Annotated in this window: 17 protein-coding genes; 14 read left to right on the plus strand and 3 right to left on the minus strand. The window is 33.6% G+C overall.

Features of this window, described 5'->3' with window-relative positions; translation table 11 throughout:
• The first annotated feature begins 66 nt into the window (after positions 1 to 66).
• Genes ACTHPI_RS08515 through ACTHPI_RS08545 form a run of 7 tightly spaced genes read left to right on the plus strand, consistent with a single transcriptional unit; the run spans position 67 to position 5,304 of the window.
• Positions 67 to 516 carry an urease accessory protein UreE gene (locus ACTHPI_RS08515; RefSeq protein ID WP_445353710.1) on the plus strand — a complete coding sequence of 150 codons (450 nt, stop codon included), beginning with the start codon at positions 67 to 69 and terminating at the stop codon, positions 514 to 516.
• A 12-nt stretch (positions 517 to 528) separates the two neighbouring features.
• A complete protein-coding gene (locus ACTHPI_RS08520) occupies positions 529 to 1,239 on the plus strand; it encodes an urease accessory protein UreF (protein ID WP_445353711.1) in 711 nt (236 codons plus the stop codon).
• A 21-nt stretch (positions 1,240 to 1,260) separates the two neighbouring features.
• Entirely contained in the window at positions 1,261 to 1,887 is a 627-nt protein-coding gene (gene ureG, locus ACTHPI_RS08525) for an urease accessory protein UreG (RefSeq protein ID WP_445353712.1), read from the plus strand.
• On the plus strand, positions 1,877 to 2,728 hold the full coding sequence (locus ACTHPI_RS08530; RefSeq protein ID WP_445353713.1) for an urease accessory protein UreD: 852 nt from the start codon (positions 1,877 to 1,879) through the stop codon (positions 2,726 to 2,728). Before ureG ends, ACTHPI_RS08530 begins: the two co-directional genes overlap by 11 nt.
• 25 nt (positions 2,729 to 2,753) lie before the next feature.
• The gene (gene cbiM, locus ACTHPI_RS08535; RefSeq protein ID WP_445353714.1) at positions 2,754 to 3,788 is read left to right on the plus strand and encodes a cobalt transporter CbiM; all 1,035 of its coding nucleotides are present in this window, start codon (positions 2,754 to 2,756) and stop codon (positions 3,786 to 3,788) included.
• The gene (locus ACTHPI_RS08540) at positions 3,739 to 4,566 is read left to right on the plus strand and encodes an energy-coupling factor transporter transmembrane component T family protein (protein WP_445353715.1); all 828 of its coding nucleotides are present in this window, start codon (positions 3,739 to 3,741) and stop codon (positions 4,564 to 4,566) included. The genes cbiM and ACTHPI_RS08540 overlap by 50 nt, the downstream gene beginning before the upstream one ends.
• Before the next feature lie 12 nt (positions 4,567 to 4,578).
• Positions 4,579 to 5,304, plus strand: a complete 726-nt coding sequence (locus ACTHPI_RS08545; protein ID WP_445353716.1) for an energy-coupling factor ABC transporter ATP-binding protein — start codon at positions 4,579 to 4,581, stop codon at positions 5,302 to 5,304.
• A gap of 47 nt (positions 5,305 to 5,351) precedes the next feature.
• Here the strand turns inward: ACTHPI_RS08545 and ACTHPI_RS08550 are convergent, their stop codons facing one another.
• On the minus strand, positions 5,352 to 7,280 hold the full coding sequence (locus ACTHPI_RS08550; protein WP_445353717.1) for an ABC-F family ATP-binding cassette domain-containing protein: 1,929 nt from the start codon (positions 7,278 to 7,280) through the stop codon (positions 5,352 to 5,354).
• A gap of 194 nt (positions 7,281 to 7,474) precedes the next feature.
• Between ACTHPI_RS08550 and ACTHPI_RS08555 the strand changes: the two genes are divergently transcribed.
• The gene (locus ACTHPI_RS08555) at positions 7,475 to 8,125 is read left to right on the plus strand and encodes a redox-sensing transcriptional repressor Rex (RefSeq protein WP_445353718.1); all 651 of its coding nucleotides are present in this window, start codon (positions 7,475 to 7,477) and stop codon (positions 8,123 to 8,125) included.
• A gap of 96 nt (positions 8,126 to 8,221) precedes the next feature.
• Complete coding sequence (locus tag ACTHPI_RS08560; RefSeq protein WP_445353719.1) at positions 8,222 to 9,205, plus strand: class III bacteriocin; 984 nt, start codon at positions 8,222 to 8,224, stop codon at positions 9,203 to 9,205.
• Positions 9,206 to 9,236: 31 nt separating this feature from the next.
• On the opposite strand, the gene ACTHPI_RS08565 is transcribed toward ACTHPI_RS08560, so the two are convergent.
• Both ACTHPI_RS08565 and ACTHPI_RS08570 read right to left on the minus strand, forming a co-directional pair.
• Positions 9,237 to 10,223 (minus strand): LacI family DNA-binding transcriptional regulator, encoded by a 987-nt coding sequence (locus ACTHPI_RS08565; protein ID WP_445353720.1) that lies wholly within the window; start codon positions 10,221 to 10,223, stop codon positions 9,237 to 9,239.
• A gap of 15 nt (positions 10,224 to 10,238) precedes the next feature.
• A complete protein-coding gene (locus ACTHPI_RS08570) occupies positions 10,239 to 11,693 on the minus strand; it encodes a sucrose-6-phosphate hydrolase (RefSeq protein WP_445353721.1) in 1,455 nt (484 codons plus the stop codon).
• Between the two features lie 248 nt (positions 11,694 to 11,941).
• Between ACTHPI_RS08570 and ACTHPI_RS08575 the strand changes: the two genes are divergently transcribed.
• The 5 genes from ACTHPI_RS08575 to mutS all read left to right on the plus strand — a co-directional run bounded on the left by ACTHPI_RS08575 (position 11,942) and on the right by mutS (position 19,351).
• Positions 11,942 to 13,891 (plus strand): sucrose-specific PTS transporter subunit IIBC, encoded by a 1,950-nt coding sequence (locus ACTHPI_RS08575; protein ID WP_445353722.1) that lies wholly within the window; start codon positions 11,942 to 11,944, stop codon positions 13,889 to 13,891.
• Positions 13,892 to 14,002: 111 nt separating this feature from the next.
• Entirely contained in the window at positions 14,003 to 14,497 is a 495-nt protein-coding gene (locus ACTHPI_RS08580) for a hypothetical protein (RefSeq protein ID WP_445353723.1), read from the plus strand.
• A 211-nt stretch (positions 14,498 to 14,708) separates the two neighbouring features.
• Entirely contained in the window at positions 14,709 to 14,993 is a 285-nt protein-coding gene (gene groES, locus ACTHPI_RS08585) for a co-chaperone GroES (protein ID WP_445353724.1), read from the plus strand.
• Between the two features lie 17 nt (positions 14,994 to 15,010).
• Positions 15,011 to 16,642, plus strand: a complete 1,632-nt coding sequence (gene groL, locus ACTHPI_RS08590; protein ID WP_445353725.1) for a chaperonin GroEL — start codon at positions 15,011 to 15,013, stop codon at positions 16,640 to 16,642.
• Between the two features lie 138 nt (positions 16,643 to 16,780).
• Positions 16,781 to 19,351: a DNA mismatch repair protein MutS gene (mutS, locus tag ACTHPI_RS08595; RefSeq protein WP_445353757.1), complete on the plus strand. Its 2,571-nt coding sequence runs from the start codon at positions 16,781 to 16,783 to the stop codon at positions 19,349 to 19,351.
• The last annotated feature ends 2 nt before the right edge of the window (positions 19,352 to 19,353 follow it).

Below are 19,353 nucleotides of genomic sequence, written 5' to 3' on the forward strand. Positions count from 1 at the left end.
TGAAAGAGGAATTGGAATTACTTTTAATTCCAATCTTCTTTTGTTACTCATAAAAGAGGTTTATATATGATTTTAACAGAAGTTTATCGTAATGTAGATGATATTCCAAATATCGGAAGCTATCATATTGAAACAGCATCAGTTAAAAGTGATGATTTGATGAAGAATATCTTTCGCGTAAAGACTGATCATGGTAATGAATATGGTATCCGTCTTGAAAATGAAGATCAAATTCTAGAAAACGGTACTGCTTTTAAGTTGGGTGAACACGAATTACTTGTCTTGAGTGTAATTCCAGATGAAATGATTGAAATTACTCCAAAAGATATTGATGAAATGGGATTAATCGCTCACTTTTTAGGTAATTTGCATAAGCCTGTTCAAATTAAGAACGGTCAAATTGCACTACTTTTAGATAAAGTAGTCATCAATGCTCTTAACAATAAAGATATTGATTATGAAACAAAGAAGATACAACTTGATCAACCATTAGAGTATGTTGATTTCACTAAATAAGTAGGAAAAAAGATGAAAAATGAGCTAAATGAAAAAATAAATTATCTTGAGGTTTTTCAAATTTGTGATTCAACTTTTCCAATTGGAACATTTAACCATTCATTTGGGATGGAAAATTATCTAAGAAGAAATGTAATTAATAAGTCTCCAGAGTTTAAAATTTGGCTAGAAAATTACTATCGTTCACAGTTTAAATATGGTGAAGGGTTACTTGTTAAGTTGTGTTATGAAGCACTTAACGATAAAAAAATTGATAAATTATTCGAGTATGATGATGAAATCACTAAGTCTACTCTAGCTGTTGAAACTCGTGATGGTACAAAGCTTATTGCTCATGAAATGATTACTTTGATTAAAAAAATTTATGGTGATAAAGTACCATATTTAAATAAATATGCCAAAGCTATTGAAGATAATAAAGCTTATGGAAATCCAGCGATTGTTTTTTCAATCTTTGCCCACTATAAGAAGATTCCATTGCTAGATGCATTTTTGATGTATGGCTACAGTGTAGCTTCTACTTTAGTCTTAAATGCAGTTAGAGCGATTCCTTTAGGACAAAGAGAAGGTCAAGTAATTTTGAACGATTTGATTAAACTTCTTAAAAGACTTTATAAGCAAGTGAAAAAAATTGATAGATCATACTTAGGTGCTAATGCACCTGGGCTTGAAATAGCTCAAATAAAGCATGAAACTCAAGAATCTCGTTTATTTATGTCGTAATTATTGAAAGGATATAATTTTATGAAACGTGCAGTAAGAATTGGTGTTGGTGGACCTGTTGGATCAGGTAAGACTACTTTGATTGAACGTCTAACTCGCCATATGAATAAAGATTACAACATGGCAGTTATCACTAATGATATTTATACTAAGTGGGATGCCGAATATATGGTCAAGAATTCTGTTCTTGATGAAAACAGAATCATTGGTGTTGAAACTGGTGGCTGCCCACACACAGCAATTCGTGAAGATGCTTCAATGAATATGGCTTCAGTTGAAAAGCTTGAAAAGCGCTTTGACAATGATTTGGATTTGATTTTTATTGAAAGTGGTGGTGACAACCTTGCCGCAACTTTTAGTCCTGAATTAGTAGACTTTTCAATTTATATTATTGATGTAGCTGAAGGTGAAAAGATTCCTCGTAAAGCTGGTCAAGGTATGATTAAATCTGACTTATTCATTATTAATAAGACTGATTTAGCACCATATGTAGGTGCAAATCTTGATAGAATGAAGGAAGACTCAGAAAAATTCCGTAAAGATGGCAACTTCTTATTTACAGACCTTAAGACAGATGAAGGTTTAGATGGTGTTATTAATTGGATTAAGAAAGATGTATTGCTTGAGGATCTAGAAAATGCAAAATAAAGCTGTAGATGGATTAATTGATCTTCAGTTTATTAATAAGAATGGTCGTAGTTTTGCTAAGCGTACATATCGTGAAGGAAATTCCTGGATTTCATTTCGCCAGCCTAATAAAGACGATATTCCGTATTATTTCTTAATTACAACTGGTGGTGGATATGTCGAAGGTGAAAATTATCTTCATCAAATCAAACTTGAAGATGATAGCCATGCAATAGTTACAACTCAATCTCCGACATATGTTTATAAATGTGAAAATCATGAATTAACAAGCCAAGAAGATAGGATTCATGTAGGTAAAAATGCTTTTTTAGAATTTTATCAAGATGAAACAATTCCTTATAAAGATGCATATTATCATCAAAACACTAAAATTGAAATGGAAAAAGGATCTAAATTAATCTTAACTGATGGATTATCAAGTGGATGGTCACCAGATGATACTCCATTTCAATATAGCGAGATTGGCTTGCAGACAAAGATAAACTATGATGGACACTTAGTATATAACGACTATTTAATTGTTGATCCAGAAATTGATCCAATGTATCAAATTGGCTATTTTGAAGGAAAGCAAAACTTTAATTCAGCAGTAATTATTGATGAAAATATTACTCAAGAAACAGTAGAAGAGTTCCGTAAATATTTAAATAAGTTTGATTTCGATGTTCATTATGGTATCTCAATTCTTGAAGAAGATGGAATGGTTTTGCGAGTTTTGAGCAGTAGTTCTTATAAAAATCGAAAATTAATATTAAAATTTATCAATTATTATAGAGAAAAATTGCTTAACTTTTCAAAATTTGATTTACGTAAAAGCGATCATATTGAATGTGATGTATAAACATCAATTGAAAGCGAGGAAGTAAATGCATATACCAGATAACTACTTAAGTCCAGCAACATGCGGAGTTATGTTCGTAGTAGCGGCTCCAGTTGTGGCAATTTCATTGAAAAAAGTTAAGACAGAACTTAAACAACGCAAAGATTTGGCACCAATGTTAGGAATTGCAGCTTCATTATCATTTTTAATGATGATGTTTAATGTTCCGATTCCCGGTGCTACAAGTCTTCATGCTGTTGGAGGGACGCTACTTGCGATATTGATAGGACCGTATGCCGCGTCGATTGCGGTAAGTGTCGCGTTGATTTTACAAGCATTTTTATTTGGAGATGGTGGAATTTTAGCGCTTGGTGCAAATATCTTTAATATGGCGATTGTAATGCCATTTACGGGATATTGGATTTATAACTTTTTACGCAAGCACAATCATCCAAGCTTAGGTGCAATAGTAGGCTCGTATTGTGGTATCAATTTAGCAGCTTTAATGGCAGGATTTGAACTTGGAATTCAGCCGTTAATTGCACATACGTCTAATGGAACTCCATTATATAATCCATATCCATTAGCAGTTACTATTCCAGCACTTTGTGTTGCTCACTTAGCTGTTGGCGGAGTGGTTGAAGCATTCTTTACTTATGTTGTATATGCATTTGTTAAAAAGGCTGCTCCTAATGAACTCTATCAAAACAATTTACCAAAAACTGCTGCTAAAAAAGGTTCGCTCAAATACTTCATTTACTTTATTATTGCTTTAGTTGCTCTATCTCCAATTGGTTTACTTGCAACAGGTACAGCATTTGGTGAATGGGATAATGCAGAATTGTTGGAACGATTAAAATTAGAGCATATTTCAAATACAATTCCAACTGGAATGAGTCATGGAATAAAGTATACAGCTTTATTTGGTGATTATACGATTCCAGGAACTAGTTTACCTATTGGGTATATTTTAAGTGCGGTTACCGCAATATTAATTTTCTTTCTTATTAGTAAGGTGCTGATGTCAATTTATGATTCATCAAATAAATCCAAACCAAAACAGTCAGGTCAACAATTATAAGGAATTACCTGCCTGGCTTAATACTGGGGAAGAAAATAAGGTTCAACTTTCAAAAGGTAAATTAATTCAAAATAATTTAAATATTTTTACTAATTTAATTAAAGCTCTAACTAAAATATCTCCAGCTTATGCTGCTAAAAACTCTCCTTGGATGAGAATAGCTGAATTAATAGTTTTAACTACTTTGATATTATTATCATCTCAAGTTGTATTTTTATGGATGGTTTTTATATTAATTTTATTGCATTTAGTATTTTTACCAGGAAAAGTAATTGTCAGAATAGGGAAAAAATTAACAAAATTAGTTCTAATTTCTTTAATAGTACTATTACCTAGCTTGCTATTGAGAGATAATAATATTGGCTTGTTTATATCACGTACCGTCTTAATAATGCTTAATATTTCAATATTTTTGAGTGTTACTTCTTGGCCTCAATTTATTCAGGGACTTGAGCAGATTCATTTTCCCAGTGTAATGATTTTGACTTTAGATATTACAATGAAATATGTATACACATTAGGAATATATATTCAAGAAGTTTTAAACAGTATTAAATTACGCACTTTTGGACAGCATGTAAATCGTAAAGTCTTAGGTGTTATTGTGGGACAAGTTTATTTATCTGCTAAAAAAAGAACTGTAGATTTATATCAGGCAATGACTTTAAGAGGATATAATAATAAAAATGTAGTAAACTGGAAATTGAGCTGGAATAAATATGATAATTTGAGCTTAATAGAAATATTGGCTGCGGTTATTGTATATTTCGTAATTTAAGGAGCGTAATTGATGATTAAAATAGATGGCGGAACTTATACATATGGTGTTCATACTGGTTTTCATGATGTAAATTTGAAAATCGGTAAGGGGGATGCTGTATGTATAATGGGACCAAATGGATCAGGAAAATCAACATTATTAAAGACTATTGTTGGTTTATATGCTCTTGAAGATGGAAGTTATACTTTTAATGGACAAGTAATTGATAAAAAATTTTTGAAAGATTCAACTAAAACTGGTCCATTTTATCAAAAATTTGGATTTGTTTTTCAAAATAGTGAAGTTCAATTATTTAATACAAGTGTAGCTGAAGAAATAGCATTTGGTCCATTGCATTTAGGACTTACTCAAGAAGAAGTAGATAAACGAGTTAATGACTGTTTAAAGCTTTTAAAAATTGAGCGTCTTAAAGATCGTGTTCCTTATCATTTATCTGGTGGTGAACAAAAACTTGTTGCTATTGCCAGTGTATTATCAATGAATCCAGATATTATTATCTTAGATGAGCCGTTTAATGGGTTGTCACCTAAATATAGAACATTGATTAATCAAATTATTCATCAATTGCATCAATCAGGTAAAACATTGATTATTTCGAGTCACCACTTTAATCAGATTCGCTCTATTGTTGATCGGGTATATGTTTTTTCGGAAGATCATACGATTTGCCGAGAGTTAAGTTCTGAACAACTTACAGATATGCCTCAGTTTATTGATTATTTGGATAATCTATAAAAATAAGTTGAATAATAAAAAAGGCAATCATTTGATTGCCTTTTTTATTATTCAAAATTTTCTAAGTCCTCCATAGCTTTTTCCCATTCATCACTTATTTGAGCGATTTTTTCTTGTACTTTGGAAAGCTCTTCTTGCAGAGGCCCTAACTTATCAAAGTTTGAAGCAATTGCTGGATCAGCCATTTTATTTTGAATTTCAGTTTCTTGTTTTTCTAAAGTTTCAATTTCTTTTTCTGCATTTTCTACAGCACGTTCTAGTTTTCGCTTTTGTGAATCGCGCTGTTTTTGTTCTTGGTAAGATAACTTTTGCTCACTTACTCTTTTAGTTGAAGTTTGTGGAGCCTCTTCATTAACTTCACTTGGAGTTGTTCCAGCAGCTTGTTTTGCTTTTTCATCAAGATAATATGAATAATTACCTTCGTATATTTTGGCATGACCATTTCTAACAGATACGATTTTATTAGCAAGTTGATTAATAAAGTAACGGTCATGAGATACGAATAGTAAAGTGCCATCGTATTCATTTAAGGCTTCTTCAAGGACTTCTTTTGCTTCAATGTCCAAGTGGTTAGTAGGTTCATCCATTAATAAGAAATTATCATGTTCAAGGGATAAAACAGTTAAAGTTAAACGAGCCTTTTGACCACCAGACAATTGTCCTACAGTCTTATCAATATCTTTAGCAGTAAACAAAAAACTTGCAAGAATTGAGCGTACATCTTTTTCAGGCATTGTCTTATGTCTATCCCAAATAGTATCTAAGACAGTTTTTGAAGGATCAAGTCTTTGTAACTCTTGATCGTAGTAGCCAATATCAAGACTGGCACCATATTTAATTGAGCCAGCTTTAGGAGTAAGCTGCTTCATTACAGTTTTTAGAAGGGTAGATTTACCAATTCCATTAGGTCCAATAATAGCAACTCTGTCGCCTTTATTAATTTGAAAAGAAATATCTTCAACCATTGTTTTATCAGGATAGCCAATAGATAAATCATTTAAAATTAAGACTTCTTTTCCAGAAGGACGTTCACTATTAAAATGGATACGAACTTTATTTTTATGCTTTGGTGGTTTAATACGTTCTATTTTTTCAAGTTTCTTTTGACGACTTTGAGCTCGTTTGGTTGTTGAAGCACGAACCATATTCTTTTGAACGAATTCTTCATCACGCTTAATTTCTTCTTGTTGTTTTTCATAAGCTGCTTGTTGTTGCTTGTTACGTAATTCGCGCTCAGCCTTATATTGAGAATAGTTACCCTTAAAAGCAGTAAGTTTTCCGAATTCTAATTCAAAAATTTGGTTAGCTAAATTATCTAAGAAATATTGATCGTGAGATACAACTAAAATAGCTCCAGAATAGTTTCTTAAGAAGCTTTCTAACCAATCTAAAGTGTCCATATCAAGATAGTTAGTCGGTTCATCAAGTAAAAGTAGAGGTGGCTTTTTTAAAAGAAGCTTAACAAAAGCTAAGCGGGTTTTTTCACCACCAGATAAACTTCCGATTTTTTTGTTCCAAGTATTTTCCGGAAATTTAAAACCGTTAAGGATACTCTTAATATCAGATTGATAAGTATAGCCGCCTCTTTGTTCAAAATCAAATTGTAGTTGATCATAACGCTTGAGAAGTTCTTGGTCTTCAGGATGTTCTGCAATTTGCATTTGCATATTTTCTAATTTTTTACTTTGAGCAATAAGACTAGAAAATACTTCTTCCATACCATCCCAGATGGTTTTACTTTCATCAAGGTCATTTTCCTGAGCAATATAACCAACATCAATATTTTTATTAACAGTAAATTCACCATGAGTTGGTTCTTGTTGACCGGTCATAATTTTAAGCAGGGTAGTTTTTCCTGCACCATTTGGACCTACAAGACCGATTCTGGCATTAGAATCTATTGAAAAATTGACATTATCAAATAAAATATTGGCACCGAATTGTTGCTGCAAATCGTGCCCCTGAGCAATAATCATAATTTTTTCACCTAAAAATATTCTATCATAATCTAATAATTGTTTTGTCTAGTAATTGTTTGTGAAGTAATGGTACAATTTAAGTAAGAATCTTAACATTGTGAAAAATATACTTGCAAATATAGTGTGATTATAGGTAATATATAAAAGCTTGATTAATATTCACAAAGATGAGATACATGGAGGCTTCACAAATGAATAATATTGATAAGAAAATAAAAATCCCCAAAGCAACTGCTAAGCGACTTCCACTTTATTACCGTTACCTTATTATCTTAAATGAAGAAGGAAAGGACAAGGTCTCTTCAACAGAATTATCTGAAGCAGTTCAAGTTGATAGTGCATCAATTCGACGTGACTTTTCATATTTTGGCGCTCTTGGAAAGCGTGGATATGGATATGATGTTGAAGCATTGCTTAATTTTTTTAAAAAGATTTTGAATCAAGATACTCTTACTAATGTAGCATTGGTTGGAGTAGGTAATTTAGGAAGAGCCCTACTTAATTATAACTTTAAGCGTAGTAATAATATTCGTATTTCTTGTGCTTTTGATATAAATGAGGAAATTACTGGTCGAATTTTGAGTGGAGTGCCAGTATATCATATGGATGATTTAAAAAAGCAATTAACTGATCAGCAAATTTCCATTGCTATTTTAACAGTTCCATCAACTGAAGCGCAAAAAACTACTGACGAGATGGTAGAAGCAGGTGTAAAAGGCATTATGAATTTTACACCAATTAGACTTTCAGCACCAGCTGATGTACGAGTTCAAAATGTTGATTTAGCAACTGAATTACAGACTTTGATTTACTTTTTGGATTCAGATAAAGAAGAAAATTAATTATAGAGCTGCTTTTATAAAAGCAGTCTTTTTTTATTGTTTTTGTAAAGAATTTTAATAAAATAAAGGTAAAGGTATTTTAGAAAGCGTAATTTTATGATTAATAAAAATGTTGAACTTAGTTTAATGTATGAACTTGATAATTTGCACCATGTAGTGGTTCAAGCAAGTGATGTTGGCAGTAAGTATGTTTATGCATTGCAGCTGCTTCATAAACAAACAGATATTATTGTTTACCGAGCAGAGCCAAATGGTAGTCATGTTGTATTTGATGAGGATAATCCTATTGTCTACTTAACTGGGATGGGAGGTGGTCACACTCAGACTTGGACTTATGCTGGAGAAAAAGATCGCTGGTTTATTGGAACTAAACCTAAAAAACATGGCAGTATTCTTTGGGATACTCAAATTGCACGAGTAAATTTAGAAAATGCTCCTCTTCAAGTTGATAGCAATACTGCTTTGCCTCGACTTTCTTATATGAATCGAGCAGGGTATGGTTATGGTGATAATAGTGTACCTATTCCGGGAACTCAATTTGAACGTCTTGAAGCTGCGGTTTCACCAGATTATAAAAAGTTTTTAGTAGCAAGTATTGATGTTAACCATGTTGGTAGGTTCGCTCTTTATGATTTAGATGAAATCAATCAAGCACTTGATGAAGCAGAAGCAGATAATTATGATGTAAATATTCAAAATATGCATTGTTTAGGTGCATTTGCAGTTCCTAATTTTAATTCTGAACTTATTCAATCAGTTCAAGGTTATGATATTGATGAAAATAATAATATTTATGTCTCTAGTCAATTAGGACCAACTACTGATTTTTTGGGTCTTGCTAAAGAGGGTAAACCTAGAGAAATTGTTAAAATTCCATGGGGTGAAACTAATCCAGATAATTGGGAAGTTGCAGATTTAACCCATGATAAAACGGTTGATTCACTTGGTTATGTCACTGAATTTGAAAGTGTACAAGTACTTGATGCTAATAATATCTATTTGACTGTGGCTTATCACAGAAGAAGTGACTTAACAACTCTTAAAAATCGAATTTATAAAGTTGAAGGATTTGGTGATTAAAAAAGAAAGCTGAAAAATCAGCTTTCTTTTTTTATGCTGTTGTTTGACTTTTGATTAGTTTAACTGGCAATTTATAATGCTTTTGCTCAAATTTCTTTTCAGGATTTTCAATTCTTTGAAGTAATAATTTTACAAGCAAAATTGCCATATCTGAAATTGGTTGTTCAATGGTTGAAAGCTCAGAATGGTAGGTTTGAATTTCTTGTGTTCCATCAAATCCAATGACTTTTAAATCTTTTGGAATATTGATTCCAAGTTTTTTTGCCTCTTGTAAAACTAAAATTGCTGATAAGTCATCAGTTGCCACAACTCCATCGGGATGCTCTTCTTCAAGCATTTTATGGATTGTCATATTTTTAAGTAATGGTGAATCAGAAAAAGAAGTTGAGCAAATATGTTCTTCAAGATTTAAAGATTTGATTGTATCGCAGTAAGCTTCAAGACGTTCATCGGTTGGATTTCCTTTTTGAGCTTTGTTACCTAAGAAGTAAATGTGTTTACAATTAGCTTGCAATAAATCATGAACCGCTAGTTGAATACCTTGATAATTATCACAAGAAACAATTGGAATGTTATCTGATAATTTTCTATCAAAAGAGACAATTGGAAGATTAAGGCGTTGATACTCCTCAATTCCTAAATTATGTGCACCAGCAATAATCCCATCAACTTGATTTGCCATTAGCATTTTAATATATTCGCGCTCTTTTTGCTTATTTTTGCCAGCGTTGCAGAGAATTATTTTATAACCCTGGTCAAAAAGCTGTTCTTCAATATTTTGAATAAGTTCTGCAAAAAAAGGATTAGTAATACTTGGGAAAATTACTCCTATCAATTTCATTTTTTTGCCATGCAATGATCTTGCTAGTGAATTTGGTTGATAGTTTAATTCTTCCATTGCCGCAAAAACTTTTTGCTTAGTGTTATCACTAAGATAGCCATGGTTGTTGATTACACGTGAGACTGTTGTAGCTGAAACTCCTGCCTTTTTAGCAACATCAGTCAATTTTACTGCCATAGGTTTCACCTTACTTTAAAAAATAGTTTCCATTTCCCAGAACTTCCCAGTAAAATCGGTATCTTTATCAAAACTGATCTTTTGATTTTCTGGATTAGTGAAAAATCGTCCAGTTAAAACATGTTCTCCATCATTAACAAAAATTTCAATTAATGAATGGTCAACGAAAATATCTAAATCTACACTTTCATTAGAATCAATTTCACAGGATCTAGTTTCGCCATAGTCAACAGCTACTTTTTTACCTTTGGAGCGGTCTAAAACTAACTTACCGTCATTTGTATCAATATTAAGAATTAAACTGTCGCTCAAGTCTTTGTTTGCTGCTAAATGAAGGGTAGTAGATTGATTTTTAGCGATAGTTAATTTTAACTCATATTGGCCACTAGTAGTATTCTTAATTAACTTATCTGTTAATTTGCTTTCAGTTTTACGAATAGATTCAATTGATTTAACTGGTTTTTGGATTAGTTTGCCATCTTTAATAGATAGTTCTTTAACTTGACTTAAACAGTTAGCCCAATTTTCATCATCTGTTGGATAAGTTATATCAGGTAGTCCTACCCAACTGATTTCATAAGCTTTACCATCTGGAGCATTGAATGCTTGGGTTGCATAGACGTCAAAACCTTCATCTAAGTTTTTAAGTTTTGAAGGGTTAATCATTTTAGCATTTTCAAAGTCAATGTCATCTGCAATTACATACATATTTGGGTAAATGTTTTGGTAATTTGCAACAGATTTATTTAATCCTTGGGGACAGAAAATTAATACCCATTTGTCATCTACTTGAACTAAATTAGGACACTCAATCATGTAACCCATATCTTCGTCAGTAAAGTTTAAAAAGCCGATTTCTTCCCAGTCTTTAAGGTTTTGAGACTTCCAAATATCAACATGACCTTTTTTATTTTGTTCATCTTGAGCCCCTAAAATGGCATAGTAGGTTCCATCTTTTTCGATTATTTGTGGGTCTCGGAAGTGTTCAGTAATATGAGATGGATTTTTAAATAAAATTTCTTTATCACTAACTACACCATCTTTATTCATCCAAGCACTGATTTGATAAGGAGTACGAATCCAGTCTTCACTTCTGTGGTTACCAGTATACATAATGAATAATTTATCACCGATTTGTTTTGCAGATCCAGAATAAGCTCCATGTGAGTCACCCTTGAAGCTAGGCTCAATTGCTAAGCCTTGTCTTTCCCAATGAACTAAATCTTGTGATTTAAAGTGTACCCAAGACTTTAATCCATGAACTGCTCCAAATGGATAAGACTGATAAAAGACATGGTATTCACTGTTATAATAAGAAAAACCATTAGGATCATTTACTAATCCAGAAATAGGGCGTAAGTGATAGCGCATTTGATAGTTAGATCTTGATGCTTGACTTTGCAAGTGCATAAGTGTGTCTGCATCCCATTCATTATAAGGTAAGTAACGTTTTTCTCTTGTCCATTCCATAAAAAATCCTCCATTAATCTGTAAGCGGTATCTTTTAATAAATATTGTAAATAGATATGAAAAATATGTCAATCGTTTAACATAAAAATCATTGAATATATTAGCTTAATTTTAAGCAAAACGATACAAAAAACAAAAAAATAAAGAAAATTTGTGATAAACGATTGACATATTTTTAGAATACGCTATCATAGTTATTGAACATGTTTAATAAAGCGTTTACATAATTTCGAAGGGGGACTTATAATATGGACCATAAAAAGGTGGCCGAGCGGGTAATTAAAGATGTTGGCCGCGATAATATTATCGCAGGTGCTCACTGTGCTACTCGTTTGCGTCTTGTGCTTAAGGATGATTCAAAAGTTGACCAAAAGGCATTGGACAATGATCCAGATGTTAAGGGGACTTTTAAGACTAATGGTCAATATCAAGTAATTATTGGACCAGGGGATGTTAATGATGTTTATGATGAATTCATTAAGATTACTGGTTTAAAGGAATTATCAACTGAAGATTTGAAGAAGGTAGCTGAAAACGGCAAAAAGAAAAATCCAGTTATGGATTTCATTAAGCTCTTATCAGACATCTTTGTACCAATTATTCCAGCTTTAGTTGCTGGTGGTTTATTGATGGCATTGAATAATTTCTTGACATCACCTGGACTATTTGGACCAAAAGCAATCGTTCAGATGGTGCCAAGTATTGCTGGTCTTTCCAGCATGATTCAAATCATGTCAGCTGCACCATTTATCTTTATGCCGATTCTTGTAGGTATGTCGGCGGCTAAGCGATTTGGAGCGAACCAGTTCTTAGGTGCAACAATTGGTATGATTATGACCACGCCAAACTTAGGAGGAGCTGCTAAGTTCTGGGATATTTTTGGATTACATGTTGCTCAAACTAATTATCAATATCAAGTAATTCCGGTTTTAGTTGCAGTATGGATACTTTCTATTTTAGAAAAGAAGTTCCACAAGTGGCTTCCATCTGCAGTTGACTTTACTTTTACACCACTTTTAGCAATTATGATTACTGGATTCCTCACTTTTACTATTATTGGTCCAGTATTCAAAGGTGTGTCAGATGCAATTACTGATGCAATTGTATGGCTTTACAATACAACTGGTGCATTTGGTATGGGTGTCTTTGGTTTATCATATTCAGCCATTGTTACTACTGGTCTTCACCAAAGTTTCCCAGCTGTTGAAACCCAGCTTCTTGCACAATTTGCTCAAGGTCGTGGAGCTGGTGACTTTATCTTTGTTACTGCATGTATGGCAAACGTTGCCCAAGGTGCTGCAACATTCGCAGTTTACTTCTTAACTAAGAATGAAAAGATGAAGGGCTTAGCTTCATCATCTGGTGTATCAGCACTCTTAGGTATTACTGAACCAGCACTTTTCGGTGTTAACTTAAAATACAAATTCCCATTCTTTAGTGCTCTTATTGGATCAGGTATTGCTGCTGCTTTTGCTGGTTTTATGCATGTAACTGCTGCAGCCCTTGGTTCAGCTGGATTGTTAGGATTCCTTTCAATTTATCCAAAGACTATTCCTATGTGGGTGGTATCAGTTGCTATTAGTTTTGTAGCTTCATTTGCTATTACTTATATTTATGGTAAGGGTCACTTAAAAGAAGAAGTTGCTGAACAAGATGTCCCAGTTCAAGATGCAACTGATTATGCAGAAGAAACTCAAGAAGACGAAAAACTTGGAAAAGAAGAATTGAGCTTAAAGGATGAAGTAATCTATTCACCAGTAGATGGTAAGCCTGAAAGTTTAACCAAAGTTAATGATCAAGTATTTTCTGCAAAACTTATGGGTGACGGAGCTGCTGTAGTTCCAACTGATAATACAATTTACTCACCAGTTTCAGGAACAATTACTATTGCTTATGAAACTAAGCATGCTTATGGTATTAAGTCTGATGACGGTGCTGAAGTTTTGATTCACATTGGTCTTGATACTGTTAACCTTAAGGGTGAACACTTTGAAAGCTTTGTAAAACAAGGTCAACGTGTTGAAAAGGGTGATAAGCTTGGAACTGCTGATATTGAAGCTTTAAAGAAGGCTGGTTATGATACTACTGTGATGGTCGTAATTACTAATACAGCTGATTATGCAAGCGTATCACGTATTACTGATGCAGGCGATAAGCACGGCGATGACTTAATTGCTGTAACTGCACATGAAAAATAAAATTAATTAAGACTTACTTTCCTCTCTCAAGTCAAAAAATAAAATATGTACGTTATACTAATGTCAGAGATTATTCTCTGGCATTTTTTGTTGATTAATTGGAGGAGTATTATGAAGCAAAATGAAAATATTAAGGAGTCTTGGTTTTTCACATGTCTTTATTGGATTATTGGGATAGTGTGTTTTTTCTGGGGCGGAGTAAAACATATCAATAGCTACTATGGAATTTGCTTAATTATAACGTTGATTTTGCCGGTGGTTTATTCGTTAATAGTAACTTTAAAGATAAAGGTCCCACATTGGGTAAATAAAGTTCCAATTGCAGGGATATATTTGTTGATTGTAATTGCGGTTAGTTTAGCTTATAAATTGCAAGATGTAATTGGATATTTCATTCCGATTATATTCTTGATTGTTTTTGCTATTTTAGCAATATTCTATGCTCTGTATAAAACGTTTAAATATCGAAAAAATGGTAGATATTATTATGTAGAAGAAAATAGGAAAAAGCGTTGCGATAGTTTTTTGGAAGCATTTAAAGAATATTATTTAGAGGGATTAGTGTCAGGCATTTTTGAAATGATTTTGGCTGCAATATTTGATTAGAACCCTAATTGAATTGGTAGAAGTAAGAAAATAATAAAATGTTAAAATTAGCACTCTTTTAATAAAAGTGCTAATTTTTTGTGCTTTTTGCTTGCAATCACTTCCAAAAAAAGTTATTATTTTAATTGTAAGTTAGCACTTAATAAATAAGAGTGCTAAAAGCGATAAACAAATGAAAATAAAAAACTTAAATTAATAGGAGGGACTAAACGTGTTAGAACCAATTGGTGATCGCGTGATCGTTAAAGTTAAGGAAGAAGAAGAAAAAACTGTTGGCGGCATTGTTTTAGCATCAAATGCTAAGGAAAAGCCAACTCAAGGTGAAGTTGTTGCAGTCGGCGCTGGCAAATTCGCTGATAATGGTGACAAAATTCCTATGACTGTTAAGAAAGGCGACGAAGTATTATACGATAAATACTCTGGCACTAATGTTGAATACGAGGGTCAAAAGTATTTAGTCCTTCATGAACAAGACATCTTAGCAATTGTTAAGTAGTTAGGAGTAATTTAATTATGGCAAAAGATATTAAGTTTTCAGAAAATGCAAGACGTTCCCTTTTAAAGGGTGTAGATAAGTTAGCAGATACTGTTAAGACTACTATTGGTCCTAAAGGTCGTAATGTTGTTTTGGAACAAAGCTACGGCAATCCAGATATTACTAATGACGGTGTTACTATTGCTAAGTCAATTGAATTAAAGAATCACTTTGAAAACATGGGTGCTAAGCTTGTTGCTGAAGCTGCTCAAAAGACTAACGATATTGCTGGTGACGGTACTACAACTGCTACTGTTTTGACTCAAGCAATTGCCCGTGAAGGTATGAAGAATGTTACTGCTGGTGCAAATCCTGTTGGCATTCGTCGTGGTATTGAAAAGGCAACTAAGGCTGCTGTTGATGAACTTCACAAGATTAGTCACCAAGTTTCTTCAAAGGAACAAATTGCTCAAGTTGCAGCTGTTTCATCAGCTTCAAAGGAAGTTGGTAATTTAATTGCTGACGCTATGGAAAAAGTTGGTAATGACGGTGTAATTACTATTGAAGATTCACGTGGTATTGATACTGAACTTTCAGTAGTAGAAGGTATGCAATTTGATCGTGGTTACCTTTCACAATACATGGTAACTGATAACGATAAGATGGAAGCAGATCTTGATAATCCTTACATCTTGATTACTGACAAGAAGATTTCTAACATTCAAGATATTTTGCCACTTCTTCAAGAAATTGTTCAACAAGGCAAGAGCTTGCTTATCATTGCTGATGATGTAACTGGTGAAGCTCTTCCAACTCTTGTACTTAACAAGATTCGTGGTACTTTCAATGTTGTTGCTGTTAAGGCTCCTGGTTTTGGCGACCGTCGTAAGGAAATGCTTCAAGATATTGCCGTATTAACTGGTGGTACTGTAATTAGTGAAGACCTTGGCTTAGAACTTAAGGACACTAAGATTGATCAATTAGGTCAAGCACGTCGTGTTACTGTAACTAAGGATTCAACTACTATTGTTGATGGTGAAGGTTCTAAAGAAGCTATCAAAGAACGTGAAGACACTATTAGAAAGCAAATTGAAGATACTACTTCAGACTTCGACAAGAAGAAGTTACAAGAACGTCTTGCAAAACTTACTGGTGGTGTAGCTGTTATTCACGTTGGTGCTGCTACTGAAACTGAATTGAAAGAACGTCGTTACAGAATTGAAGACGCATTGAACTCAACTCGTGCAGCTGTTGATGAAGGTTACGTTGCTGGTGGTGGTACTGCCTTAGTAAACGCTGAAAAGGGTGTTCGTGAAGTTAAGGGCGAAACCCCAGACGAACAAACTGGTATCAACATTGTTCTTCGTGCACTTAGCGCACCAGTTCGTCAAATTGCTGAAAACGCAGGTGAAGATGGTTCAGTTATCTTAGATAAGCTTGAACACCAAGAACCAGAAATTGGCTACAATGCAGCAACTGGTAAGTGGGAAAACATGATTGAATCAGGTATCATTGACCCAACTAAGGTAACTCGTACTGCTCTTCAAAATGCCGCATCAATTGCAGCTCTTCTTCTTACTACAGAAGCTGTTGTTGCTGATATTCCAGAAGAAAAGAATGATACTCCAAATCCAGGTGCAGGTGCTCCAGGAATGGGTATGGGAATGTAATTTCCTGATAATTTTAATTGAAGATATAAAAAATAGGTTTTGTCAAATTGGGCAAAACCTATTTTTGTCGTATAATTGAGAGCAGATATTATTTTTATAGAAAGAGGAATCCATTTGGCTAAAACAAGCACCACTCCTATGATGGAGCAATATTATAAGATTAAAGAACAATACCCCGATGCCTTTCTTTTTTATCGTGTTGGGGATTTTTATGAATTGTTTGAAGAAGATGCTGTCAAAGGTGCCCAAATTCTTGAATTAACCTTGACCCACCGTTCTAATAAAACTGCCAATCCTATTCCTATGGCAGGTGTGCCACATATGGCAGTCGATAGCTATGTGAATACCTTGGTAGAAAAGGGACACAAAGTTGCAATTTGTGAGCAATTAGAAGATCCAAAAGAAGCTAAAGGTATGGTTAAGCGTGGAATCATTCAATTAGTTACTCCGGGAACAATGATGAATGAGGGACCACAAGATGCTAAAGAGTCTAACTATTTAACTTCAGTAGTCACTACGAAAAGTGGCTTTGGTTTAGCTTACAGTGATTTATCTACGGGTGAAGTATATGCTACACACTTAAAAGATTTTGCTGCAGTCACTAATGAACTTTTATCTTTAAGAACTCGTGAAGTTGTCTATAATGGTCCATTAACTGAAAAAGACCGTGACTTTATGGAGAAGGCAAATATTACTGTGTCTCAGCCAACTGAACTTGAAGGAGAACATGCAGAAGTTTCATATGTAGAACAAAATTTGACAAATAAATCTGAACGTTTAGCTACAGAACAACTTGTTGGCTATTTATTATCTACTCAAAAACGAAGTTTAGCCCACTTACAAATTGCTAAAAGCTATGAAGTTAGCCAATACTTACAAATGTCTCACACTGTCCAAAATAATTTGGAGCTTATTTCTTCTGCTAAAACTGGAAAGAAGATGGGGTCCTTATTTTGGGTACTAGACAAAACTCATACTGCAATGGGTGGACGTCTTCTCAAGCAGTGGTTAGCACGTCCGTTATTATCAATAGAAGAAATTAACCATCGTCAACAACTTGTGCAAGCACTTTTTGATAATTATTTTACTCGTGAAAATGTAATTGATGCTTTAAAGGGCGTCTATGATTTGGAACGTTTAACTGGACGAATTGCTTTTGGAAATGTTAATGCAAGAGAGCTTTTACAATTATCACGTTCACTTAATGCGGTCCCGGTAATTTTAGATGCCTTAGAACAATCAGATGATACTTCCTTGAAGAGTTTTGCTAGTCAAATTGATCCATTAAAGGGAGTTGCTGAGCTTATTTCTACTACTATTGTAAAAGATCCACCAGTTCTTACAACAGAAGGTGGTCTTATTCAAGAAGGAGTCGACAGTCAACTAGACCGCTATCGCGATGCTATGAATAATGGTAAAAAATGGCTTGCTGAAATGGAAATGGAAGAGCGTCAAAAAACAGGAATTGATAATTTGAAAGTTGGCTATAATAAAGTTTTTGGTTATTATCTTCAAGTTTCTAATGGAAATAAGAAAAAAGTGCCACTTGACCGCTATACGCGTAAACAGACCTTAACTAATGCTGAACGCTATATTACTCCCGAACTTAAAGAACATGAAAATTTAATTATGGAAGCTCAAACTCGTTCAACTAGTTTGGAATATGATTTATTTGTTAAATTACGTGAAGAAGTTAAGAAATATATTCCAGCTCTTCAAAAGCTTGGTAATCAATTAGCTGCTCTTGATGTATTTAGTGGTTTTGCGACAGTGGCTGAAGAAAACAATTATTGTCGTCCAAATTTCCACACAGATAAGCAGGATATTAATGTTATTCAAGGACGGCACCCAGTTGTTGAAAAAGTGATGACAGCAGGTAGCTATATTCCAAATGATGTTGAAATGGGTGATGGGACTAATATTTATTTAATTACTGGTCCGAACATGTCAGGTAAAAGTACATATATGCGGCAAATGGCCTTAATTGCAATAATGGCGCAAGTTGGTAGTTTTGTTCCAGCAGATAGTGCTGATTTGCCAATTTTTGATCAAATTTTTACACGTATTGGAGCTGCTGATGATTTGATTTCAGGACAAAGTACTTTTATGGTGGAAATGAGCGAGGCAAATGATGCCTTGCAATATGCGACTAAGCGTAGCCTTGTATTATTTGATGAAATTGGTAGAGGGACTGCAACTTATGATGGTATGGCGCTTGCGGGTGCAATTGTAAAATATTTGCATGATAAAGTGGGAGCAAAAGCTTTATTTGCAACTCACTATCATGAATTGACTGATTTGGAGAATAGTTTAACTCATCTTAAAAATATCCATGTTGGTGCAACTGAAGAAAATGGAAAGTTGATTTTCTTGCATAAAATTTTACCTGGACCAGCTGATCAAAGTTATGGTATTCATGTGGCTCAACTTGCAGGTTTACCTCACGGAGTATTAAGAGAAGCAACTAAATTATTAAAGCGACTTGAAGCTCAAGGTAGTGAACTTGCTCCAGATAGCCAGCAATTAGACTTATTTAGTGAGAATTCTACGCAAACGATGCCAGAATATGAAGAAGCTGAAGAAACAGTTTCAGATACAGGAAAAGATGTTTTAGATGAAATCTCTAATTTATATTTAGCTGATAAAACTCCACTTGAAATTATGCAAATGGTTGCCAATTGGCAACGTGAATTAAAGGATAATGATTAAGA

The sequence above is a fragment of the Lactobacillus sp. PSON genome (assembly GCF_052615405.1).

Coding starts and splice junctions, on each gene's coding strand:
- ACTHPI_RS08515 (WP_445353710.1), top strand. CDS start 67: ATGATTTTAACAGAAGTTTATCGTAATGTAGATGATATTCCAAATATC.
- ACTHPI_RS08520 (WP_445353711.1), top strand. CDS start 529: ATGAAAAATGAGCTAAATGAAAAAATAAATTATCTTGAGGTTTTTCAA.
- ureG (WP_445353712.1), top strand. CDS start 1,261: ATGAAACGTGCAGTAAGAATTGGTGTTGGTGGACCTGTTGGATCAGGT.
- ACTHPI_RS08530 (WP_445353713.1), top strand. CDS start 1,877: ATGCAAAATAAAGCTGTAGATGGATTAATTGATCTTCAGTTTATTAAT.
- cbiM (WP_445353714.1), top strand. CDS start 2,754: ATGCATATACCAGATAACTACTTAAGTCCAGCAACATGCGGAGTTATG.
- ACTHPI_RS08540 (WP_445353715.1), top strand. CDS start 3,739: ATGATTCATCAAATAAATCCAAACCAAAACAGTCAGGTCAACAATTAT.
- ACTHPI_RS08545 (WP_445353716.1), top strand. CDS start 4,579: ATGATTAAAATAGATGGCGGAACTTATACATATGGTGTTCATACTGGT.
- ACTHPI_RS08550 (WP_445353717.1), bottom strand. CDS start 7,280: ATGATTATTGCTCAGGGGCACGATTTGCAGCAACAATTCGGTGCCAAT.
- ACTHPI_RS08555 (WP_445353718.1), top strand. CDS start 7,475: ATGAATAATATTGATAAGAAAATAAAAATCCCCAAAGCAACTGCTAAG.
- ACTHPI_RS08560 (WP_445353719.1), top strand. CDS start 8,222: ATGATTAATAAAAATGTTGAACTTAGTTTAATGTATGAACTTGATAAT.
- ACTHPI_RS08565 (WP_445353720.1), bottom strand. CDS start 10,223: ATGGCAGTAAAATTGACTGATGTTGCTAAAAAGGCAGGAGTTTCAGCT.
- ACTHPI_RS08570 (WP_445353721.1), bottom strand. CDS start 11,693: ATGGAATGGACAAGAGAAAAACGTTACTTACCTTATAATGAATGGGAT.
- ACTHPI_RS08575 (WP_445353722.1), top strand. CDS start 11,942: ATGGACCATAAAAAGGTGGCCGAGCGGGTAATTAAAGATGTTGGCCGC.
- ACTHPI_RS08580 (WP_445353723.1), top strand. CDS start 14,003: ATGAAGCAAAATGAAAATATTAAGGAGTCTTGGTTTTTCACATGTCTT.
- groL (WP_445353725.1), top strand. CDS start 15,011: ATGGCAAAAGATATTAAGTTTTCAGAAAATGCAAGACGTTCCCTTTTA.
- mutS (WP_445353757.1), top strand. CDS start 16,781: ATGATGGAGCAATATTATAAGATTAAAGAACAATACCCCGATGCCTTT.